The organism is Thalassospira permensis NBRC 106175, assembly GCF_000714555.1.
Lineage (GTDB): Bacteria > Pseudomonadota > Alphaproteobacteria > Rhodospirillales > Thalassospiraceae > Thalassospira > Thalassospira xiamenensis.
In genome coordinates, this window is sequence record NZ_AUNC01000007.1 from 20783 (window position 1) to 44366 (window position 23584).

The 23584-nt window shown below is 55.7% G+C and carries 18 protein-coding genes and 2 tRNA genes; 9 read left to right on the forward strand and 11 right to left on the reverse strand.

The genetic code is table 11. From position 1 onward, the window contains the following. Window positions 1-122: 122 nt before the first annotated feature. The gene (xth, locus tag SMB34_RS05090; RefSeq protein ID WP_037988136.1) at window positions 123-920 is read right to left on the reverse strand and encodes an exodeoxyribonuclease III; all 798 of its coding nucleotides are present in this window, start codon (window positions 918-920) and stop codon (window positions 123-125) included. A gap of 70 nt (window positions 921-990) precedes the next feature. After that, window positions 991-1677 (reverse strand): fumarylacetoacetate hydrolase family protein, encoded by a 687-nt coding sequence (locus tag SMB34_RS05095; protein WP_037988263.1) that lies wholly within the window; start codon window positions 1675-1677, stop codon window positions 991-993. 241 nt (window positions 1678-1918) lie between these two features. Here SMB34_RS05095 and SMB34_RS05100 point away from each other — a divergent pair, with 241 nt between their 5' ends. Further along, window positions 1919-4594: a cation-translocating P-type ATPase gene (locus tag SMB34_RS05100; RefSeq protein ID WP_037988137.1), complete on the forward strand. Its 2676-nt coding sequence runs from the start codon at window positions 1919-1921 to the stop codon at window positions 4592-4594. Window positions 4595-4687: 93 nt separating this feature from the next. Here the strand turns inward: SMB34_RS05100 and SMB34_RS05105 are convergent, their stop codons facing one another. Then, entirely contained in the window at window positions 4688-5674 is a 987-nt protein-coding gene (locus SMB34_RS05105) for a 2-hydroxyacid dehydrogenase (RefSeq protein ID WP_007088911.1), read from the reverse strand. 214 nt (window positions 5675-5888) lie between these two features. On the opposite strand from SMB34_RS05105, the gene SMB34_RS05110 reads away from it, so the two are divergent. After that, the gene (locus tag SMB34_RS05110; protein WP_037988139.1) at window positions 5889-6401 is read left to right on the forward strand and encodes an SH3 domain-containing protein; all 513 of its coding nucleotides are present in this window, start codon (window positions 5889-5891) and stop codon (window positions 6399-6401) included. A 25-nt stretch (window positions 6402-6426) separates the two neighbouring features. On the opposite strand, the gene SMB34_RS05115 is transcribed toward SMB34_RS05110, so the two are convergent. Together SMB34_RS05115 and SMB34_RS05120 are read right to left on the reverse strand one after the other, a co-directional pair. Continuing rightward, a complete protein-coding gene (locus tag SMB34_RS05115) occupies window positions 6427-7494 on the reverse strand; it encodes a flagellin (protein ID WP_037988141.1) in 1068 nt (355 codons plus the stop codon). Between the two features lie 172 nt (window positions 7495-7666). After that, entirely contained in the window at window positions 7667-9061 is a 1395-nt protein-coding gene (locus SMB34_RS05120) for a class I SAM-dependent RNA methyltransferase (protein ID WP_007088914.1), read from the reverse strand. A gap of 358 nt (window positions 9062-9419) precedes the next feature. Here SMB34_RS05120 and SMB34_RS05125 point away from each other — a divergent pair, with 358 nt between their 5' ends. Continuing rightward, on the forward strand, window positions 9420-12041 hold the full coding sequence (locus SMB34_RS05125) for a bifunctional diguanylate cyclase/phosphodiesterase (RefSeq protein ID WP_240478751.1): 2622 nt from the start codon (window positions 9420-9422) through the stop codon (window positions 12039-12041). Between the two features lie 82 nt (window positions 12042-12123). Here the strand turns inward: SMB34_RS05125 and mgtE are convergent, their stop codons facing one another. The 3 genes from mgtE to SMB34_RS05140 form a co-directional block, all read right to left on the reverse strand. Continuing rightward, entirely contained in the window at window positions 12124-13530 is a 1407-nt protein-coding gene (gene mgtE, locus SMB34_RS05130) for a magnesium transporter (RefSeq protein ID WP_037988143.1), read from the reverse strand. A 143-nt stretch (window positions 13531-13673) separates the two neighbouring features. Then, on the reverse strand, window positions 13674-15965 hold the full coding sequence (locus SMB34_RS05135; protein WP_007088917.1) for an NADP-dependent malic enzyme: 2292 nt from the start codon (window positions 15963-15965) through the stop codon (window positions 13674-13676). Between the two features lie 307 nt (window positions 15966-16272). After that, window positions 16273-16359: transfer RNA gene (locus tag SMB34_RS05140), tRNA-Leu, on the reverse strand. A 118-nt stretch (window positions 16360-16477) separates the two neighbouring features. Here SMB34_RS05140 and lipB point away from each other — a divergent pair. The 3 genes from lipB (at window position 16478) to SMB34_RS05155 (ending at window position 18981) form a co-directional block, all read left to right on the forward strand. Then, on the forward strand, window positions 16478-17143 hold the full coding sequence (lipB, locus tag SMB34_RS05145) for a lipoyl(octanoyl) transferase LipB (RefSeq protein WP_037988144.1): 666 nt from the start codon (window positions 16478-16480) through the stop codon (window positions 17141-17143). Beyond that, the gene (locus tag SMB34_RS05150) at window positions 17136-18155 is read left to right on the forward strand and encodes a diguanylate cyclase (protein ID WP_037988146.1); all 1020 of its coding nucleotides are present in this window, start codon (window positions 17136-17138) and stop codon (window positions 18153-18155) included. Before lipB ends, SMB34_RS05150 begins: the two co-directional genes overlap by 8 nt. A 286-nt stretch (window positions 18156-18441) precedes the next feature. Beyond that, the gene (locus SMB34_RS05155) at window positions 18442-18981 is read left to right on the forward strand and encodes a hypothetical protein (RefSeq protein WP_037988147.1); all 540 of its coding nucleotides are present in this window, start codon (window positions 18442-18444) and stop codon (window positions 18979-18981) included. Window positions 18982-19278: 297 nt separating this feature from the next. On the opposite strand, the gene SMB34_RS05165 is transcribed toward SMB34_RS05155, so the two are convergent. Together SMB34_RS05165 and SMB34_RS05170 are read right to left on the reverse strand one after the other, a co-directional pair. Beyond that, window positions 19279-19641 carry a DUF4169 family protein gene (locus SMB34_RS05165; protein ID WP_084716495.1) on the reverse strand — a complete coding sequence of 121 codons (363 nt, stop codon included), beginning with the start codon at window positions 19639-19641 and terminating at the stop codon, window positions 19279-19281. A gap of 113 nt (window positions 19642-19754) precedes the next feature. After that, the gene (locus SMB34_RS05170; protein ID WP_007088922.1) at window positions 19755-20876 is read right to left on the reverse strand and encodes a hypothetical protein; all 1122 of its coding nucleotides are present in this window, start codon (window positions 20874-20876) and stop codon (window positions 19755-19757) included. Between the two features lie 335 nt (window positions 20877-21211). Here SMB34_RS05170 and SMB34_RS05175 point away from each other — a divergent pair. Then, window positions 21212-21288, forward strand: a tRNA-Arg gene (locus tag SMB34_RS05175). A 222-nt stretch (window positions 21289-21510) separates the two neighbouring features. Beyond that, window positions 21511-22236: a tellurite resistance TerB family protein gene (locus SMB34_RS05180; RefSeq protein WP_037988267.1), complete on the forward strand. Its 726-nt coding sequence runs from the start codon at window positions 21511-21513 to the stop codon at window positions 22234-22236. A gap of 77 nt (window positions 22237-22313) precedes the next feature. Here the strand turns inward: SMB34_RS05180 and SMB34_RS05185 are convergent, their stop codons facing one another. Beyond that, window positions 22314-22802 (reverse strand): fasciclin domain-containing protein, encoded by a 489-nt coding sequence (locus SMB34_RS05185; protein WP_037988151.1) that lies wholly within the window; start codon window positions 22800-22802, stop codon window positions 22314-22316. A gap of 253 nt (window positions 22803-23055) precedes the next feature. Between SMB34_RS05185 and SMB34_RS05190 the strand changes: the two genes are divergently transcribed. Further along, the gene (locus SMB34_RS05190; protein WP_037988153.1) at window positions 23056-23580 is read left to right on the forward strand and encodes a glycine cleavage system transcriptional repressor; all 525 of its coding nucleotides are present in this window, start codon (window positions 23056-23058) and stop codon (window positions 23578-23580) included. The last annotated feature ends 4 nt before the right edge of the window (window positions 23581-23584 follow it).

Consider the following 23584-nt stretch of genomic DNA (forward strand, 5'->3'; position numbering starts at 1 on the left):
CGTTCGTTTCCGGGTTCAATCAGAAGCTTCACCCCGGCACGTCCCGTGATCAAGACCTTTTAGACAAAAAAACAGCGGACTGGATAAATCCGGCCCGCTGTTTGGTGCTGAAAAAACGGTATTCAGATATTGAACTCGACAACCACCGGTGCATGATCGGATGGTTTTTCCCAGTCACGGGCAAGGTCATAGACCGATGCGGTCCGGACCGATCCGGCCATATTCGGTGTCATCCAGACATGATCCAGACGACGCCCCTTGTTGCTGGCCCGCCAGTCGCGTGAACGATAGCTCCACCAGCTAAACAGTTTTTCCGGCTCTTCGACGATTTCACGCACAGAGTCCACGAAATCACCGGATTTACGGAATGCTTCGAGCTTTTCAACTTCGATCGGTGTGTGGCTGACAACTTTCAAAAGCTGCTTGTGCGACCAGACATCATTTTCCGACGGGGCAATATTGAAATCCCCGACCAGAATGGCCTTGCGATCCGGGTCGGCAACCCGGCGTTCCGCCCACCATGCGGTCATTTCATCAAGGAAGGAAAGCTTGTGGGCAAACTTTTCATTGATTGTCACGTCCGGTTCGTCGCCCCCGGCCGGGATGTAGAAATTGTGCAGCTCGACCCCGTTTTCAAACGTCACCATACAGTGACGGCGGTCTTCCTTGCCGCAGAAATGCCTGATATCGGTTTTGGCAAACGGCAACCGCGACAGGATCGCAACACCGTTATAGCTTTTCATGCCATGGTTATGACGATGAATGTAACCGGCGGCTTCAAATGCCTCGTGGGGGAAATGCTCGTCCGGGCATTTCAGTTCCTGAAGACACAGCGCATCGGGTTGTTGTTCTTCTAAAAACTTTATGACCTGTTCGATGCGCAATCGAACGGAATTGATATTCCAACTGACGATTTTCAAAACGGACTCCGTTTCCTGATGAGGTGAGTGGGCCCTGACCCTTTAATCCCTGTATCTTGATATCCTGATGCTATTTCAGCGTAACCGACAGTTCCGCAACATCGGCAATCACCACATCCATGCGGTCACCGCGCACCACCTGACCGACACCTTCGGGGGTTCCGGTAAACAGCAGATCACCTGCCTTAAGCTCGATCAGGGTCGACAGATGCACCAATGCGTCAACCATCGGCCAGATCATCTTGGCGGTCGTATCATCCTGTTTGACCGTGCCATTGACCGACAATTTCAGATTGGTTGCCTGCGGATTGCCTGCATCGGTCTTGGGCCGGATTGCCGAAATCGCGGCACAATCGTCAAAGGATTTGGCCATATCCCACGGCAGGCGACGGTCCTTAAGGCCGGCCTGCACATCACGGCGGGTCATATCAAGGCCCGCAGCATATCCGAAAATGGCGGCTTCAACCGCCGCACGATCAAGGTTCTTGCCCCCCGCACCGAGGGCCACAACAAGCTCCCCCTCGTAATGGAGGTCTTCGGTTCCCGACGGATAGGCTAGATCACCGTTGCCAACCTTCAGGCAATCCGTCGGCTTCATGAAGATGCAGGGCGGGGTATCGGCCGGGTCGGAGCCCATTTCGCGCACATGGTCGGCATAATTCTTGCCGATGCAGAAGATGCGATTGACCGGGAAAAGCTGATCCGAATTCTGCACCGGAACGGTAACCGGCGTGGCTGCGGGAAAGACAAAATTCATGGTGGCCCCCTTGAAGGAAATCCTGATGGAAATATTGTCCTTACTGATACCCAAGCTGCTGATAAATTGAAATGCTTTGAGTACGGATTTAATCCGCCTCCCTGTCAGAAGCTGTCAGGAGGATGCTGCACCATCAAATCAGGTGCCCTTAAATGGCCGGTTGCTTGACCGGTCACTGATTTAGTGACCTAGTTGGCTGGTGCCTGCCCGTCTGCTCGTTGCTGGTTGCAAAGGTTTCTGCATGTCCGATCATCATATTCAGCCATTACCGGAAATCCTCGCACATCTGAATGTTTCCCCCGAGGTCGGCCTTTCGGAAACGGACGCCACAGAACGCCGGAAGAAATACGGCAGGAACAGCCTTAAGGACCAGAAGCACGTCTCTTTCTGGACCATCCTGATCCGGCAATTTGCGGGGCTGATTGTCTATATGCTGGCCGGTGCCGCGGCCCTTTCATTTTATTTCGGCGACCTGACCGAGGGCATTGCCATCGTCGTGGTGCTGATCATCAATGCAGCCATCGGCTTTACATCCGAAATCAGGGCCATCCGTTCGATGGAGGCATTGCGAAAGCTTTCAAGTGTTCACGCCAAGGTAAGGCGGGATGGGCAAATCCACGTGCTGGAGGCCCGCGACATCGTACCGGGCGATATTGTTATCTTTGAAGCGGGCGACATTATTCCGGCTGATATCCGTTTGATAGAATGCAGCAACCTGCAGGCAGATGAATCTGCTTTGACAGGGGAGTCCGTTCCGACGGACAAAACCGTCAACCTGCCCGATGATGCCAGAACCGATAAAAACCTGCCGCTTGGGGATCGCACGAATATGGTGTTCAAGGGCACGGCCATCAGCCGCGGGGACGGATCGGGTGTCTGTGTTGCCACCGGAATGACAACCGAACTTGGTCATATCGCGGCGATGACCGAAATGGCAGAAGCCGAAACATCACCGCTTGAAAAACGTCTTGATACGCTGGCTGGTCATCTTATCTGGGCCACTTTGGGACTGACCATATGCATCGCCATTGTCGGCATTTATGTCGGCAAAGACATGGTGATGATGCTCAAGACCGGTATCGCCCTTGCGATTGCCGCCGTCCCAGAAGGATTGCCGATTGTTGCAACGGTTGCCCTTGCCCGCGGGATGTGGCGGATGGCGAAACGCAATGCCCTGATCAAGAACCTGTCAGCCGTTGAAACGCTGGGTGCGACCACGGTTATCATGACCGATAAAACCGGAACGCTTACCGAAAACCGGATGACGGTCGTAGCCCTCCGGACCTCGGAAAACGAAGTTGATTTTACGTCATCTCCTGACGCATTGCTGGCAGCAAACAGCCCCGAAGAACTGGCCATACGGATTGCTGTTTTGTGTAACGACGCAATTCTGCTGCCATCCGGCAGCACGGAAAAGCATATTGGCGACCCGATGGAACTGGCCTTGCTTGAAGTCGCCCGGAATGCAGGCATTGATCAGACAGAACAACAAGCCAGATACCCCGAAATCGCCAAGGAAGCTTTCAGCGCGCAGACCCGCATGATGGCAACCTTTCATCGCGATCAAAACAACCCCGATAACCTGTTTGTTGCGATCAAGGGCGCACCCGAAGCCGTCATAAAAAACAGCACCGGCTTCCTTGAAAATCATGGCCCGCGTGAAATGGACGAAAAAGCCCGGCGGCGCTGGTCGGATTTAAGCAATGACATGACGCAAAAGGGCTTGCGCGTTCTTGCCCTTGCGATGAAAAATGCCCCTGCGGTCGATACGCCCCCCTATCAGGATCTGATCCTGATTGGCCTGATCGCCCTTCTTGATCCCCCGCGAGAAGATGTGCCTGCCGCAATACAGGCCTGTCATGCGGCAGGGGTTCGGGTCATCATGGTAACGGGCGATCATATCGGCACCGCCAGAAATATTGCGACGCAAGTCGGACTTTGCGATGCAACGGCATCCGGGTTTGAAGGCAGGATGCTTCAGGCAATCGACCTGACACAGAAAACAGAACGTGACCGCATTCTTGCCACCCCCGTTTTTGCAAGGGTCAGCCCCGAAGCAAAATTAAATCTGGTTTCCCTTCACCAGCAGGCAGGTGCCATTGTTGCCATGACCGGTGATGGCGTTAACGATGCCCCCGCGCTTAAAAAGGCCGATATCGGCATCGCCATGGGCAAAAGAGGCACAGACGTCGCCCGCGAAGCCGCAGACATGGTTTTGCGTGACGATGCCTTCCCGTCAATCGTAACCGCGATGCATCAGGGACGGGTTATTTTTGCCAATATACGCACCTTTGTGCTGTATCTGATGTCATGCAATCTCAGCGAGATACTCGTGATCGGCCTTGCCGTGCCAAGCGGGCTTCCCTTACCGCTTCTGCCGTTGCAGATTTTGTATCTTAACCTTGTAACGGACGTGTTTCCGGCTTTCGCACTTGGTATTGGCGAAGGAGACCGGCATGTCATGAACCAGCCCCCGCGCGATCCCAAAACACCGGTTCTGACCAAACAGGATTGGGGCGGCATTCTTTTTTACGGCGCATTGATTACGGTCGGAGTACTTGGTGCTTTCGCCATGGCACTGCATGTTTTCAACCTTGGGGATCAGGAAGCTTTGTCGGTATCGTTCCTGACCCTTGCAACCGCACAGTTGCTGCATGTTTTCAACATGCGTGCCCGATCTTCCGGCTGGATTTTCAACGATGTTACCCGCAACCCTTTCATCTGGATTGCCTTGGGAATTTGCGTGCTCCTGATCGGGTTGACGCTTTATGTTCCCGCATTGTCCCGGCTGCTCATGATTGCCCCGCCAAGCGGCACGGGATGGCTTCTGGTTATCGGGGGAAGTCTGGTACCGCTGGTTATCGGGCAGGCCGCGAAAATATTCACCAAACCGGCAAAGCAACCTGTGTCGTCTTAAGGCCAATCACCCAACGAAACGCAATGTGCCGGATAACATTACCCGGCACATCAATTCCCCTACAGGTATCGCCAAAGGATATATATCAGGTCCTTACAGAAGCCCTTCAATCACCCGATCCGGCGGTGTGTGACCATCGACAAAGGTCTTGATATTGATCAGCACCTTTTCGCCCATATCGACACGTCCTTCGATGGTCGCCGACCCCATATGCGGCAACAGAACGGCGTTCTGCAATTCAAGCAGTTTCGGGTTCACGGCCGGTTCATGTTCGAACACATCAAGCCCGGCCCCGGCGATCTCGCGATCGGCCAGCATCCGGGTCAATGCCGGTTCATCGACAATCTCGCCACGGGCCGTATTGACCAGAATGGCGTGCGGCTGCATCAGTTTAAGGCGACGGGCCGACAGCAGATGATAGGTTGCCGGTGTATGCGGGCAGTTGACTGACACAACATCAACATGGGCCAACATCTGATCCAGGCTTTCCCACCAGGTCGCATCGAGTTCTGCCTCGGTATCGGGATGAACACGGCGGCGGTTATGATAATGCACCGAAAGACCAAAACCCTTTGCCCGCCGGGCCAAGGCCCGGCCAATGCGCCCCATGCCGACAATGCCAAGCCGCTTGCCCCAGATGCGATGCCCCAGCATCGATGTCGGTGCCCAGCCCGTCCATTCGCCGCTGCGAATCATGCGTTCGCCTTCGGCAACACGGCGCGATACTGCAAGGATCAACGCCATTGTCATGTCGGCGGTATCTTCGGTCAGGACATCGGGGGTGTTGGTGACGGTGATACCGCGTGACCGTGCGGTTTGCAGATCGACATGGTCAACACCCGTCCCGAAATTGGCAATCAGGCGCAAATTCGGCCCCGCATGGGCAAGAACGGCGGAATCGATTCTGTCCGTCACCGTCGGGACAAGAACATCGGCCTGTTTGACCGCCTCGATCAATTCGGCCTTGGACATCGGGACATCGTCGATGTTCAGACGGGCATCAAACAGTTCCATCATGCGGGTTTCAATCGCTTCCGGCAGTTTGCGGGTCACGATGACGAGGGGTTTTTTCTTGGTCATCTGCCGTTCCTATGCGGTCTTTTAACTCTTTTGCTGACAAGATGGGTTTCTTGCGCCAAATGCGCTCTTGCCGCAATGCAGTGATGCCACGTCACTGGGTATTAAAGCAAGAATTTTGACGTCATTTTTGTAATTTTATTTCTTAAAGAGCAAGGTTCGCCGGTTCCGAAGTTCTATTCCGGCAGCAGAAGAAAGAGCAGGGAAAACCGTCACAATGCCGCGGATCATCCGTAAATTCCTTCATACTTTTATCGCCATGGCGATCCTTGGCAGCCTTGGCGCGCCGATTGTCGCCAGCGCGCAGGAATCAGGCCTGCCAATCCCGCGCTTTGTTGCATTGCGGTCAGACAAGGTTCATCTGCGTTCCGGGCCCGGCCTGCGATATCCAAAGGTCTGGATCTATCAGCGCCGCAACATGCCGATGGAAGTCATTTCGGAATTTGATACCTGGCGCAAGGTTCGCGACTGGGAAGGCAGCGAAGGATGGGTACATCAAAGTCTTTTGCTGGGATCACGTCATGTGATTGTTACCGCCGATACCATCACGCTTTATTCCGCCGCCGATGAAAATGCCCGCAAGATCGCCCTTGTTTCCAATTCGGTGATTGGCAAAATCGAAACCTGCCCGCGTTCGGTTGACTGGTGTCAGTTGCAGTTTGGCGATTTCGAAGGATGGGCCCCGCGTCAGGGCTACTGGGGCATTTATGATGGGGAATATATCGAATAGGCTTTCCGACCAGGGCCTATATCATTCAGGCTTCTATCGATACGCGGGGTGCGCTGGATTGACCAGCCCCGCCACCACCCGACAAGGTGCCGCCAATACCCGTCCCACCACCGTTGCTGTCATAGCCGCCAAACGTGCTGGACGGGACCGGATCGGTGGTATTTCTTCCTGTTGTCGGCGCGAAGTATTGCCCATCATCACGCCCGAATGGATCCGCGTTCGGATCATAGGCAAACGGATCATCACGCTCGGTAACCGGCTCAGGTCTTGGTTGCGGTTCTGGCAGGCTGATGCCACCAATCGTCACGGTCTGATCCTGCAAACGTGCCGATATTTCGCCAAGATAGCCCTGAAAAGCTTCTATGATTCCGCGCCGCACCTGATCGGCGTCGCCGGGTTCGGTTGCGGCAAGTTGCGCCTGAAGGATGTTATTACCTGCAACCTCGGAAACCCGGCTGCGATCAGCCGCCCCGGCAATGCTTTCGCGGTCTGCCTGTAGGGATATTTCCCGGTTTGAAAGCGCTTCCTGCGCGGCATCAACACGGTCACGCGCATTGGAAACCCCGGCATCATCGGAAATGTCGATGGCGGATAGCCCGGTTGCCAGTCCTTCGGTCCCGGATGCATACAGTTCAACATTCAGACGGTTGCCTGATGACGTCCCCGATCCGATCTGCAATTCAATTGTCTGATCACTGTCCAGCAGGTTTTTGCCATCATAATTGCTGCTGGTGGCGATTTCGTCGATCTGATCAAGATAGTCCTGAATTTGCGCTGTGATGAACCCACGTTCGACGCGTGACAGTGATGGATTGTTTTCAACGCTGCTGACCAGTGTATCGACTTCGTCCAAAGCAGAGCCGATCCGCGAAAGATCATCGGCGGCAACTTTAAGAAAATCATCCGCACGACCAAGCGAACCCCGCAGGCTCCGGGATGCAGCACTGCTATTGCGAAGGGCATCGTTACTAAGGTTGGTGTTCGGGGAATTGCTGCTTTGGATGCTCTCGACGGACGCAAGCAGGCGGTTCTGCGGCGCGATGGCGCGCGCAGTGTCAGTATAAACCGGATAAGGACTACCAACTGCCTGCAATGTCGTTTCCGCACAAACAAGCCGGTTATGCAGCTACATGCCACGCCCCGGTCCGAATCACATTGATCCGAAGCCGGGCAGCCCATCCTGGAAGTCCGGCGGAAAAACCAGACATAAGTATAGTGTATTTGGAACGAAATATTAAGCCAAAACAAACAACTGGCGCGTTCAATCAGGCCGATGTTTTGTTTCGATGCAGGATTGCGAACATCTCAAGATGCGATGACCACAGGAACTGATCGACCGGAACAACCCGCGTCAGTTCATACCCACCATTGCGCAACACCCTGATATCGCGGGAAAATGTCGCCGGATTGCACGACACCGCGATCACCCATTCAGGTCCGTCAATCGCAAGGTTTTCACACTGCGCCAATGCACCGGCACGTGGGGGATCAAACAGGACAAGATCAAGTCCGGACAAGTCGGCCTTATCAAGGGGACGGCGAAATAGATCGCGTTCGACAACCTTGATCGGACTCGACGATTGTCCGACGGCATATTGCAGGCTGCGCACGGCACGCGGATCGCTTTCCACCGCGACGACATTGCGGCGATCCCCCCCCAATGCAAGCGCAAAGGTAAAGCTGCCAATCCCGCAAAACAGATCCGCGACATGGCGGGCCGGGATACGTTGCAACGCCACCTTGATCGCATTGGTCAGGGATGCCTCGCCATTCCGGGTCGCCTGCAGGAAGCCCCCCGGCGGCACGGGCACATCGATGCCTTCGAAGGCAACGGTTGGGGTGCGGCGCGCCGCCACCGGTTCATCATTGGCGTCACCGACCTTCCAGCTTAGCCTTGCCAGATCAAGATTTTCGGCAAATTCGGCCAGATCCTGCCGCATATCGAGCCCCGGTTCGACACCTGCATGTATCACCACATCAAGGCCGTTATCCGCACGGGTCACAAACACTTCCTTGACGGTCTTTGCGGCATCCGGATCACATTTGCCAAGAAAGGCCGCAAAGGCATCACGAAATGCCATCAGGTCCGGATGCAGAACGGCACAGTCGGTAATGTCGATGACCGTATGGCTGAACCGGCCATGGAAACCGACATGCACACCGGTTGCCCCCACATGAACAGCAAAACCGGCCCGGCGACGGCTTGCCGGGGGTGAAATTTCGACATCTCCCACCAGTTCCTCGGCCTCGTCGGGATCAAGTCCGGCACGCTGGACCGCGGTTAATGCCTTCTGGCGTTTCCAGTTGCGATAGCTGTCATCATCAAGATGCTGAAGCGCACATCCGCCGCAGCTTTCATAGTGGCTGCACCGCGGGGCACTGGCAGGCGCACTGCGCGCAATCAGTTCGACCAGTTCCGCACCATATCCGTCACCGCGTTTTTGCCGCAGGGCCACACGCACGTCATCACCGGGCAGGACACAATCGACATAGGCAATGATGCTGGAACCATCCGGCCCCGTGATGCTTGCAATGCCGTCGCCCCGCGCGCCGATTTCGCGGATTGTCGTTGTCGCCTCGAACCCGATCAACGGATCGCGGCGCGGCGCGGATTTACGACGCCCACCGCGGGCACGGGGATTGCGGTGATGATGTTTCATGAACTCTCTCTTTGATCCGGCTTCTGCTGCACCTTGCGGGATGGCGCATCGGCATCGACATACACCAGATATGCAATCACGAACAGACCCGCACAATGCATGGCTGCCTGACAGCCCGAAATCCGCCTTTCCCAGCATCACAAGTGATCATCGGGTCAGTTGAATTTAGCCTTTATTCACTTTTGCACACGCTCAAACCCTTAAAATCGTGTAAGAATGCCCACATAAACAGCGTAGTGGATTAAATTTCGGGGCCACAAAGCGCTGGCACGCTATTTTCGACAATTGCACGAACACCATCCCGGCAATGCAATCTGTCTCATCAGGCTGAGGCGCAGAATAAAATCACGATTAACCAATGATCGTGAGACTTGGGGAAGACATGGAAGACGATAACCGGCCAACCGAAGAATCCGCAACCGAGCGCAAAACCGGCATCCGCAAGCAGGCCCTTCTTGCCAGCTTCATGACCGGCGTGCTGCTTGCCCTCGCGACTTTTCTGCTCTGGAGCAACGCGCTTCAGAATCGCGATACCATGTTGCTGTCCGCGGCCCGGATCATGTCTTCTGGCATTGCGCAGCAGGTCAAACAGATCGTCGATAACAATCTGCATGTGCTCGAAACCTTTGCCGATAACTGGCAGGACGGCCCACCTGCGGAAGAACGCGATTATCTGAGCCTCGCCACCCCGTTGCAGGCCCGTTTTCCCGCCCTTCAGGCCGTCAACTGGGTCACACCGAACTACATCATCATGTATGTCGCCCCGATCAAGGGGAATGTCCCGGCGATGGGTGCGGACCTGAAACGCCATCCGCTTGCCGGGCCGGTGCTTGATATTGCGCTCGATCAGCGCCGCACACAGATCACACCCACCCTTGAACTGCTGCAGGGCGGGCGCGGATTTGCCGTCTATACCCCGGTACTTAGCCGCGATGGGCAGATCATCGGCGTGATCAACGGTGTTATTCGTATCCGCACAATGCTGACATCGGTTATCGATGACGACGGGATCATGGGGTATTCGGTCCGTGTCCGCGAAGGCGACACCGTCCTGTTTGACCTTCAGGGCGAAGGCGACGATCCGGAGCTGGAACAGACCGCGACAGTCGATATTGCCGGTCGCCAATGGCACATTGATGTTACCGCCGACCCGACCCTTGCCAACCAGGCGATGTTCAGCCCGGAAACGATTCTGTTTATCGGGGCGGCGATCACGATCATCATGACGATGATTGTCTTCGTGCTTGCCAACCGCCAGCCGCGATCATCTGGACGCATCATCCATCACATGCGTGCGCCTGACGATATCAGCGATCTGTCGCTTGCCATCACGCGGCTGGATGGTCACCTGAAATCCATGACGCCGGAAACGGCTGATTTCTTTGACCTGCGCGAAGAAGATTACGGCTTTATCCGGTTTTACAATCTGGCACCGGAATTCCAGTCCGACGGCACGGCATCACGCCGGGCACAGGAAAAGATGCTGCTTGCGCTGAGCCGCGGGGACGAAGAACTTCGCCGCGAATGGGTTGTCCGCAGTGCCGAGGGTGTTCATGTGGTCTGCGACCTGTCGATGCGGCCATCTGTCAATCACGATGACTGCGTTGATATCACCCTGCATCACAATCCGGCTGCCAATGCATCGGTCAATCGCCTGCGCTATCTGGCAACGCATGATCCGATGACCGGCCTGCCAAACCGCGCACTGTTTGATGACCGGCTTAATCAGGCCGTTGCCCATGCCAAACGTTATGAAAAGCTTCTGGCGGTTCTGGTGGTGGATATCGATAATTTCCGTGCCATCAATGACCGGTTCGGATCGGATATCGGCGATGAAACATTGCGCACGGTTTCCGGTCGCTTGCGCGCGACGGTTCGGGAAAAAGACAGTTGTGCGCGTTTTTCGGGCGATATGTTTGCCGTCATTGCAACCGACCTGTCCGAAGCCGAAGGGGCGGCCCTTGTCGCAGAACGAATTGTCGAGTCCATGTCCCAGCCGATTCAGGCCGGTGGCAATGATGAAATCCGCCTGCATGTCAGTGTCGGGGTTGCCCTTTACCCCAACGATGCCAGGGCACCTTCGCAATTGCTGGCCAATGCCGATGCCGCGATGTATCGCGCACAAAAATCAGCAGAGTCGTCCTATTGCTTCTTTGTCGAGACAATGAACAGCGTGATGCATGCCCGCCTGTCGATGGAAACGCAATTGCGTCGGGCGGTCGATGAAAAGCGCTTTGTTCTGGAATTCCAGCCGCGCTATCGCACATCTGACCGGACCCTTACCGGTTTTGAGGCCCTGCTGCGCTGGATCGATGAAAGCGGAAAAAGACGCCTGCCGCCTGACTTCATTGCCGTTGCCGATCGCACCGGCCTGCTGACCCCGCTGGGGCGCTGGATCATCGAAACCGCCTGCAAACAAATTGCGCAATGGCGGGACGAGGGTTACATCCCGGTTCCGGTGGCCCTGAACGTCTCAAGCCGCCAGTTTATTCAGGCCGATCTGCTTAAAAGCATTGTCGAGCTTACCAAGGCATATGAAATCGACCCGGCGATGATCGAGATCGAGGTCTCCGAAGAAATTGCCATGCGTGATCCCGAACGCGCACTTGGCCAGTTCTATCGCTTTGCCGAGGCCGGGATTGGTCTGACACTGGATCATTTTGCTGCGGCCAACACATCGCTTCGCTATCTGAAACGCTTCCCGGTGCAGCGGATCAAATTGTCCAAGGCATTGTTTAACATCGCGCTTGATGAACAGCCCGAAAACAGCATCCTGCAACCGGCCATCCGGTTGTGCAAAAGCCTTAACCGCAAAGTGGTTGCTGTCGGCGTCGAAACCGAGGATCAGCTTGCCGTCCTGCAATCCGCCGATTGCGACGAATTGCAGGGCTTCCTGCTGTCGCCACCGGTCGATGCGATTGAAACGACCGCACTGCTCAGCCATCAGAACCCGGCAGAAAAGTCACCGCCGCGAAGCTGAATTTCGCGGACTTTCCGGATGAACCACAAACGGCAAGGCCGGGTAAAATGCCCGGCCTTGCCGTTTTTTGCATTTGGCGCTGTTACAGCAGGAAGGTCGCGGCCAACCCAAGGAAGGCAAAGAAGCCAACCACATCGGTAATCGTCGTCAGAAATACCGATGAAGACACCGCCGGGTCGATCCCGGCCCGTTCCAGACCAAGCGGGATCAATGCACCAAACAATCCGGCAAACAGCAGATTGATGATCATTGCTGCCCCGATCACACCACCAAGCATGACATCATCAAACCAGAACCACGTCACAGCCCCGGTCAGAACGGCAAAGGCAAGCCCGTTCAAACCGCATACGGCGACTTCCTTGCGGATAACACGCCAGGCGTTGGTGCTGGTCAGTTCACGTGTGGCAATCGCACGCACGGCAACGGTCAGGGTCTGGGTCCCGGCATTGCCCCCCATCGAGGCCACAATCGGCATCAGAACCGCCAGCGCAACAAGCTGCTGGATGGTTGCTTCAAACACACCAATGACCATCGATGCCGCAATGGCGGTAAAAAGATTGACCAGCAACCAGGTAAATCGCGATCGGGTGGTATCAAAAATCGCACTTGAAAGGTCGTCTTCCTCGCCAACACCGGCAAGGCGCATCATGTCTTCTTCATATTCTTCATCGATGACGTCAACCACGTCATCGACCGTGATCACACCGACCAGTCGGCCGCTATCGTCGACAACCGGTGCCGAAATAAGGTCGCGCTGACGGAACAGGTGGGCGACGTTTTCCTGTTCCTCGGTCACGACAACCGTGCGCATGTTCTCAGAATCCATCACATCGCGGATAAGTACCGGACGATTGGTACGGATGGCCCGTGAAAGCGGAACGATCCCCACCGGGCTGTATCGCGGATCAACCACGATGATGTCATAAAAATCATCGGGAAGGTTTTTCGCCGAGCGCAGGAAATCGATGGTCTGCCCGACCGACCAGTAATCCGGAATCGCCACCAGCTCGCGCTGCATGATACGACCGGCGGTATATTCCGGATAGGACAGCGCTTCTTCAACTCGCGCACGTTCGATATCGGAAAGGGCACCCAGAAGTTCTTTCTGGTCTTCTTCTTCCAGATATTCGACAACCTCGACCACGTCATCCGAATCGAGTTCGGAAATTGCTTCGGCCACCGCCTCGGTACCAAGCAGCGAAATGACCTCTTCGCGCAGCTCGTCATCAAGTTCGGTCAGAAGTTCCGGATCGAAATCCGGACGGATCAGATCGACCAGCTTGACGCGCTGGCTACTGCTGGCCCACCCCAGAAGGTCGGCAATATCGGCAAAGTGAAGTTCGGAAATCAGTTCTTCGGCGCGCGATACATCATCGTCGCCCAGTGCATCAAGAATCTCGCGCGCATATTCAGGAGTAAGATCGACATACTCGTCACCAGACGACGTATTTTCCGCCGGACGTTCCAGTTCTTCGACCTGATCCGTCATCTGCCCCTCCCCTGATTGTGTTGCGCGCTAAGTTCGTTCCTGCACTTCAATTAAAAATGCCGTGCCGGACCAGTTGTCCGGCACGGCTGTTTCTGCGCTATCGGTCAGGCCCGGTCAAGGGCCGCGCGATAGCAATTTGCGGTTTAACTGTGTTCCTGACTGCGATTGATGGCATCAACCACCGCAATCGCACTCATATTGACAATCCCACGCACCGTGATCGACGGGCTGACCACGTGGGCCGGTTTGGCCGCACCGACCAGAATCGGGCCAACGGGCAAACCATCGCCCAGCATCTTGACCATGTTGTAGGAAATGTTCGCCGCATCAAGCGTCGGCATCACCAGAAGGTTTGCCGAGCCTTTCAGCATCGAATTCGGGAAAATGCGTGACCGGATTTCTTCGGAAATCGCGGCATCGGCATGCATTTCACCCTCAACCTCAAGGTCGGGTGCCAGGGTACGGATCAGCTGCAACGCATCGCGCATCTTGCAGGCCGACTTGTTTTCATGGCTGCCAAAGTTCGAATGCGAAATCAGGGCGGCCTTCGGCGTAATCCCGAAACGCTTGACCACGTCGGCGGCCATGATCGCGGTTTCCGCAACATGTTCCGGCGTCGGATCAACCGACACATAGGTATCGGTCAGGAAGAATGTCCCCTGCTTCATGATCATCATGTTGACGGTCGAGAAGTCGGTAACCCCCTTCTGCACGCCGACAAGGTTCCGCACATAGCGCAGATGACGCAGGAAACCGCCCTGGCACCCGCACAGCATCGCATCGACTTCGCCACGGCGCAGCATCAGGGCGGCAATCACGGTCGGACGGGTCCGCACGATGGACCGCGCATATTCCGGGTTGATACCACGGCGGCCCATGATGTTGTGGAAATCCTGCCAATCCTGTTCGAAATGCGGATTGTCTTCCGGGTCATGGATTTCAACCTGTTCGTCCGGGATCAGGCGCAAACCAAGTTCTGCAATGCGTTCAAGGATCACATCACGACGACCGATCAGAACCGGATGACACACACCATCATCAACCAGAACCTGACAGGCCTGCAGAACACGGCGCGATTCGCCTTCGGGATAGACAACGCGTTTTTTCTGCGAACGCGCCATATCAAACACCGGCTTCATCACCAGACCGGACCGGAAGACAAAGCCTTCAAGCTGCTGACGATACGCATCGAAATCCGTGATCGGACGTTTGGCAACGCCACTATCCATTGCGGCTTTTGCCACGCGCGGCGGGATTTCAAGCATCAGGCGCGGGTCAAATGGCTTGGGAATAAGATATTCCGGCCCAAAACGCAGCTCCTGCCCGCCATAGGCAGCCGCCACAATGTCGGAAACCTCGGCAGTTGCCAGATCGGCAATCGCCTCGACCGCGGCGATTTTCATTTCCTCGTTGATCTCGGTCGCGGCAACGTCAAGCGCACCACGGAACAGGAACGGGAAACAAAGAACGTTGTTAACCTGGTTCGGATAATCCGTCCGTCCGGTCGCCATAACCGCATCCGGGCGGATTTCCTTGACCAGTTCGGGTGAAACTTCCGGGGTCGGGTTGGCCAGCGCCATGATGATCGGGCGTTCGCCCATCTTGCGCAGTTCTTCCTCGCCCATGATGTTCGGCGCCGAAAGACCAAGGAACACATCGGCCCCCTCGATCACATCGCTCAGGGTCCGTGCATTGGTGTCGATGGCATATTCCGCTTTCCACGGATCCATCTCTTCCTTGCGCCCCTTGTAAACCACACCGAACCGGTCGGTTACGGTGATGTTTTCGCGCGGCAGCCCCATGGAAACCAGAAGGTTAAGGCACGCAAGTGCGGCCGCCCCGGCCCCCGATGCGACAAGGCGCACCTTGCTGATATCCTTGCCAACAACCCGAAGGCCGTTGCGCACGGCTGCGGCAACGCAAATCGCCGTGCCATGCTGGTCATCATGGAAAATCGGGATGTTGCAACGTTCGCGCAATGCCTTCTCGATAATGAAGCATTCCGGTGCCTTAATGTCTTCCAGGTTAACACCGCCAAATGTTGGCTCAAGGGCTGCAACAATATCGATGAATTTCTGTGGGTCGGTTTCGTTCACTTCAAGATCGAAAACATCAATATTGGCGAATTTCTTGAACAGAACCGCCTTGCCTTCCATCACCGGCTTGGATGCCAGCGGGCCAATCGGGCCAAGGCCCAGAACCGCCGTGCCGTTGGAAATCACACCAACCAGATTGCCGCGCGCGGTATATTCGGCTGCGGTTTCAGGGTCTTTGACGATTTCCTCGCAGGCGAACGCGACACCGGGCGAATAGGCCAGCGCAAGGTCACGCTGGTTTGCAAGCGTCGTGGTTGCCGTAACGGACAGCTTCCCCGGGGTGGGATACCGGTGATAGTCCAAAGCTGCTTCGCGCAGCTTGTCATTTCTGTTTGCCATAAGAATACCTTTTAATTTCAGGTATTTGAGCCAAATTAACCGTAAATTGGTTAAATCCTGATTATTTTGTCTTTAAGTGGGGCGCACAGCGTAAAGTACTTTCAAGCCGGTTTGAAGCATTCAGTTCAAAGAACCGCCCAAACACGACAAGGGTCAGCATTGCATAATTTTCAACGCCACACTGCAACTTTCCTCGTTACCGACCAAATAGCGGTCCCGTTTCATATGGGGATCATCCGAAACGAAAAAACCCGCCATCGCTGGCGGGTTCTTTTCATGACCCTTCCCGAAGGAGGGATCCAGATAATGGTGCGGTCGAGAAGACTCGAACTTCCACGGGGGTTAGCCCACAGCGACCTCAACGCTGCGCGTCTACCAATTCCGCCACGACCGCATATGTCTTGTCTGCAAGCCCGTTGAGGTAATTTTGTGGGCTTGCCTTGGTGCGGAAAGGGAGATAGCAAAAAGGTTACCCCTGATCAAGGGCTCATTTCACTTATTTGACAGGAAAAATGCAAACCATCGCCCCTACCGCGCAAATTCCCGACTGGCGCACCGCCTCCGGGTTGGTTTCCTACCCCGAAGCGCTGGCCGAAATGGAAGCGCGCGCCGAAGCCATCCATGACGGCAAAGCCACGGAACTGGTATGGTTTCTGGAACATCCGCCGCTATATACGGCCGGAACCAGCGCGCATGTCGAAGATCTTGTCGATCCGGACCGCTTCCCCGTCTATGACGCGGGACGCGGCGGGCAATATACCTATCACGGCCCCGGACAGCGCACCGTTTACCTGATGCTGGACTTAAAAAAGCGCGGTCGGGACGTTCGGGCCTATGTCCATAACCTTGAAGAATGGGTGATTCGCACCCTGGCATTGCTGGGGGTTACCGGCGAACGCCGGGATGGTCGGGTCGGTATCTGGGTTGTGCGCGATGGCGGACGCGAAGACAAGATCGCCGCCATCGGTGTGCGGGTGCGACGCTGGGTCACGTTCCATGGCATCGCGATCAATGTTAATCCCGATTTATCGCATTTTGGCGGCATTGTCCCATGCGGCATTTCCGATCACGGGGTTACAAGCCTTGCCGATCTGGGCGTCGATATTTCTATGGCGGAACTCGATAGGCTGTTAAAACAGACCTTTGTCGATGTATTCCCCGGATTCGCAGATGAGTGACAGCCAGAACAGGGGTGCCAGAAACAGCAAAGCCAAACCGGGCAGTTCCCGGAAGATGGGCGAAAGCATCGCCGAAGTCGGCATGGCTGATGCGGAACGCGATATTCTGGCAGAACTCGACAAGGCGCTTAGCGAACATATCTCGCTTCTGCTGGGATGGTGCCGCCGCCTGACCCTGCCCGCGGGCAAACAGCCCCCCGCAACAGCCCACGACCATAGCGAAGACCACGATTGCGACTTTGGGGCATGGTATGCGCTTAATCGCCATAACAGGCTCATAGACCAGCCTGCGATGCATGCGCTTGCCACCACCCATGAACAGCTTCATGCGTCCGCCAGACGGCTTCTGGACGGCCACGAGATTGATGGCAGCGTCGACGAAGCCGAATTCGAAATGCTGTCACTGCGCGCCGAATCGTTTTTTGCCCAGCTTCGTCGGCTCGAACGGGCCTTCCGGACCGCACGTTCCGATGTCGACCCGCTGACGGGCACCTATAACCGGCAAACCATGCTGAGCGACCTTGGCAATGAACGCGAACGTTCTGTGCGCACCGATACACCAACCGCGATTGCCCTGGTCGATCTGGATCACTTCAAAGCGGTGAATGACACACATGGCCATCAGGCCGGCGATCTGGTGCTGCAATCGGTTGCCGGTATCCTGCAATCGCATGTCCGCCCGTTCGACAAGGTCTATCGTTATGGCGGTGAAGAATTCCTGATTTGCCTGCCAAATGCCGACATGAAGCAATCCGCACGCGTTCTTGAACGCCTGCGCCGGGTTATCGAAGCATCCCCGGTGACGCTGAATGATGGTACGATTTTGCCGGTCACGGCCTCTATCGGGGCGGCCCCGATGACCAAAACCCGCACGATCGAACAGATCATCGAAAAGGCCGATCAGGCGCTCTATGCCGCCAAGGAAGGCGGCCGGAACAAGGTTCGGGTCTGGCGCAATCCCGATGGCCCCAAGAATACCGGCAAAACCGACGGATCGAAATCCGACGCCTGAGTACCGCAGCCGATATCGAAAATGTGATCGTTTTTAGCGACGCGATCCGGACATGGGATATCGCGTTGAATCCACCGCATTTCTTGCGGGGTAGCGCGCGATTTGCGTCAAAATCTATTTAAAAATCAAAAAATTCTACCAAAGCGCAATCTTGTCTTCACAAGATGGAAACATATCTGCAAACTATAATAATAAAAGGCAGCAGGGTCCGGCGACGGCCCCGAAAACGAGAGAGAAAACGCTGCCTATGGGAGGGAATTCGGTTCGGACAGAACGGAGGCCCCTGATGTCCACTGCGACGGATTTCGTGCCTGGCGATCCCGCCTTGATGCTGACGGTGCTTCGCGGTGCCGATGGCAACCTTGACCAAAGCATCCTGCTTGAACGCATTTTATCCCTGTTTTGCACGGATGATGACGGCAATCAGATCATTGTCGAAGACTCACCCGACTTGCGACGACGCATCAGTAACGCAATTTCGCATCTGAAAATTGCCGGTCTGGTGGAGACGGCAACGGATAACAGCCTGTCCATCACATCCCTTGGCAGGGCCATGATGATGGCCTATCCGATGGGAATCGATGATGGGGTATTGTGTTCGCTACCGGCATTTCGCAATCAGATTTACGATACCAATGCCCCGGTTGTGCATGAACGGCACCTTCCCAATCCCGCTTATGGATCGGGTTTCTCGGCGGGACTGGGTTCCCATCGGTTAACCGAGAATCCCTATCCATCCGACAGCCGCGATCATGAAGACTGGCTGATGGGCTGGGACGAAGCCCTTGATCAAAGCAAACGCGAAGCCGAAACGCTTGTAAGATAGGCAATCATTCCGGCCATGAATGCGGCCCGGCATGAAAAGCTGCGACCGGCACCATTTGGGGGAACCAGGACGGTGCCGGAATTGACCACACCGGAATTGATCCGGTTGGCCCGGATGCCCGTCCGATGGCCACATATTGCCCGCCGGCTGCTTCCGGGTACGAATGCGTACCGGTCCAGCCAACAGCAGGGCAACCAGTATGCGTCACCCAATTTCCCAAAGATGTATCGCGACGCCAGATAGCAAAGCCATCAGGCGGCGGCTCTGGCGCAAGAACCGGTTTAAAGCGTTTTGTGTTTAATCGTTATCGGGTCTGGAATTCGGATTGGCGGCGCGGAAGAACGAAATCACGTTGTCGCTACCAGCGCCGGTGTCGGTGTCCGAAGATGCCATATCGACGTCATCGGGATTTTTCCCGCCCCCGGCAACAGCGGATTCGGTTTCATCGCCGGTTTTATCAGATTCGGTATTTTCAGACGGTTCGGAACCACCGCGATAATGGCCATCATGCTGCCTGTCGGCCTTGCGGTCCTCGGCGTCTTTTTTCGTGCGCTCGCCGCGTGTGCGGCCATGCAGGGCACGATTGGCATCGGCCTGTTTTTCCTTGGCTGTGCGCTTCTTCTGCTTGCGCGCCTGACGCAGATTGACAAGATCGCCCATGCGGACGTCCCCTTTCATCGCGGCCTGAAATGACAAACGGGCACCCTGAATGATCAGGGCACCCGCCTGGAAGCTTGGCAAACCGTTGATAAAACCTGCTGCCTCAAACCGCCTTAGCGGACAAAGACATGTACCTCGTTGGCCGAAACCGAGGCACTGGTCGCATCAGAAACACGTACACGCGTGCTGGGCATTCCCATATCTGTCAGGGAACGCAGAACCGATTGCGCATTGCGTTTTGATTTGTTGCTGTTCAGCGCAACCTGCGCCGGGGTACCACGATTCGGCGTTACCGCAACAACATCAAAGCTGGCCTGCGGGCGGCGCTCCAGAACGCGGTTGACCGCGTTATAAAGCGCCTGCTCGTATTTCACGCTCGCGCTGTCGAAACGGATAACCACCAGCGGACGTTCGCTGGTCGATGCCATGCTGGCACCGGCAGATGCCGGTGCAGCCTGTGACTGGAAGACACGCTTGGAAAGCGCATCACCGAAAATCTCGCCATTCTTGACGGCCAGTGCCAGCGCATTGAGGTTTGCACGCTCGTTGCTGACATAAGACGTCTGACGGGCAAGGCCTTCGCTGATTTCATTCAGAAGACGATCAATCAGAACCGTGGTGCGATTGGTTTCGTCTTCAAGCAGTGCGAGCTGACGGTGATCTTCGTCAACAGCACCGGAAACCTGATAGGCAGACCGGACTGATTCAAGCAGGAAGGTCGACAGGGTCGAATCAGCGGCCACTTTGTTGGCCAGCGAATTCATCGCCGCAATGTCGTCATTTACACGATCAAGTTCCTGCTGCGCGGTATTCCACTGCTGCACCAGAACCGGGTTGCCCGGCGTGGTACCAACCTGCAAACGTGCGCTGATCGCTGCCACAGTCCCGTGATAGGCCTGCGAATTGCGAACTGTCTGCGCACGAAGCTGCTGCAATTCGTTGTTGTGATCATTCAGCGCAGCCTTCAGGCGGTTAAGCTCGGACTGCATGTTTTCGACCCTGGAACCGACAAAGGTTCCTGTCTGCGAAATGCCTGTAAGCGGTTGGGAACTGCGCGCAACATCGCTTGATGTCGTAGCATCTGCCCCGCTTGTATCAGCCATTGCTGCTGAATTTTCAGAGCCGGCATTCTCTTCGCCAGCCAAAGTCGGCCAAAGGGCCTCTGAAGAAAAAGAACATCCCCCCAGCAAAAGGGCGGCGCCGATTACGGCGAGGTAGGTTTTACGAACGGCCATTTCGATCTATTACCTAAGTAGGAATAAGCGAATCTCCCTGGGCCTGCTTTTTTATGAATTGAAACAAGCCCCTGCTCCCCCGGGATTGAATGCATCTTAGTCCACGACCACGTGTGGAACAAGACGCATTTGCCCCTTTTTTAGCCATAGTTTGTCATATCGTTGTCAAAAGCAACAAACCGGGGCAGAACAAGGCCCTAGCAGCGGTAAAAAACCTGCATTCGGAAAAAATACGGTTTTTTGAAATTTACCGCTTGCAATGCCCCGCTCGTTTGCATAAGTTCCGCTCCGCCGACGGGGAGCACTCAACGCAAACCGGCGGAAACCAAGGCAAAGCGCCCGTAGCTCAGCTGGATAGAGCATCTGACTACGAATCAGAAGGCCGGAGGTTCGAATCCTTCCGGGCGCGCCATTCAAAGGCCCGACGTTATCGCGTCGGGCCTTTGCCATTTCCGGATCAAAATTTATCGCGCTTTCGCTGTCCGGTCTTTCGGAACGCAGAAATGTGAAGCGGATTACATCCCAGACCCGATTCCCCCCTCGTTTGACGCAACTTGCCCCCGTCATCCTTGCCCCGTCTGCCTCCTCAGACATATCTGAAGGAAACAGCACCAAGGTCCGCAAGGAGACAGGAATGGATATCGGCAAGATTCTCGGCGATGTGCTCGGCTCGAAAAGTTCCGGGCAAATAGGCAACCAAATCAGGCAGGCTACATCCGGCGGATTGGGCGGCGGCCTGGGCGGCGGCCTCGTTGGTGGCGCGCTAAGCGGCGGGCTGATATCTGCGGTTCTTGGTTCAAAAAAGGGCCGCAAGATGGGCGGCAAAGTGCTGGCGTACGGCGGCACGGCACTGGTCGCGGGCCTTGCCTATAAGGCATGGCGCGATTACAGCAACCGCCAGAAACCACAAAACCATGCGCGCGATACCGATCTTGCCAGTATTCCAGCCGATAGCGGCTTTGCCCCGGAGCAGGAACGCGGCGAGGATGATGTTGATTTCCGCCTTGCATTGGTGCGCGCCATGATTGCCGCCGCCAAATCCGACGGACATATCGATCAGGCAGAACACAAACGCATTGCCGCCCAGATCGAACAGTTTGAACTGGGCGCATCGGAAAAGGCGTTTCTGTTTGATGCATTTTCCGCCGATGCCGATCCGCTGGCGATTGCCCGTCTCACACGCACCAGCGAACAGGGTGCCGAAATCTATCTGGCATCCAGCCTGTCGATTGATCCCGATGAACAGGTCGAACAGCAATATCTTGACCGGCTTGCCGGTTGCCTTGGCCTGCCTGGCGAATTGCGGGCCCATCTTGACACACAGGCCGAAGGCGCACGGCGCGAATTCGCCGCCAGATAGCAGACCAGCCGACATAACACACAAAGGCCCGGACGATCCCGCCCGGGCCTGACTTTGCGCAAATATATGCTGGCCGATTACATACCCGGCATGATGACGGTATCGATAACGTGGATAACGCCGTTATCGGCCTCGACATCGGCCTGGGTTACCGTTGCACCGTCAACCATGACACCACTGGTCGCATTTACATCAATGGTGTCGCCCTGAACGCTGGCAACTTCCATTTCCTTGCCCGCGATGTCCGTCGACATAACCTTTCCCGGCACCACATGATAGGTCAGGATGGCCACCAGCTTTTCCTTGTTTTCCGGTTTCAGAAGGTCGTCGACAGTTCCTGCTGGCAGCTTGGCAAACGCATCATCGGTCGGCGCGAAAACGGTAAAGGGCCCTTCACCCTTAAGGGTTTCGACAAGCCCGGCTGCCTGAACCGCGGCAACAAGCGTCTTAAAGGACCCGGCAGATACAGCTGTATCCACGATGTCGGCGGCCTTTGCCGGAAGGGTTGCCAATGCGAGTGCCGCGGCTGTAACGGTTGCGATCACGGTTTTCTTCAAAGCAGTCATGTTTCGAACTCCTGTCCATATGTCGTCGGATGTTCCCGACATTTGTGCTGTCGAAATCCGTACGTACCCTTCGCACCCGACGGATCCATTCTGATCCATCATTTAATTGTGATGACTGCCCGACATCCACACAGGCCCCTCCTGCGTACAGCATCGATTGTGCGTCTTGAAAACGGGAAAAAGCCGGTGCCCGGAAACGGCAAGGAATGCTATGCTTGATGCCATCTTATGATCGCCTCAAGGAGCCCCACGCATGAATGCCAACACGCGCATCACCATTTCCTGCACTGATCGTGTCGGTCTGGTATCGGATATATCCGGTCGTCTGTTTGATATCGGTGCCAATCTGGGGCCAACCAGCTTTGTGCTCGATCAGGGGCGCGCGAATTTTGTCACCACCTGCGAATTGCCCGACACCTGCCCGATCACCGAATGCGAGGCAGCCCTTTGTGAACTGCCGATGGAACAGGCCGAAATCACCGTCGAAGAAATTCAGCCCGCCCCGCTTCTGACCCGCGCACCGGGGGCCACGCACATGATTGAATGTTCCGGCATTGATCAACCCGGCCTGATCGCCCGACTGTCGGAAATTTTCATCGAATTCAACGCCAATATCGTGCAACTGGCGGCATCGGCAACCGATGAAAAAGACGCGCGCATCTATACAACACGCTTTGCGGTTGCCATCCCGGCCGACCGTGCGGCTGCCTGTCTGGCAACGCTTGCCAACACCGCCGGATCAATGCGCATGCTGTTCCGGTTTGAAGAACTGAAATAGCGTC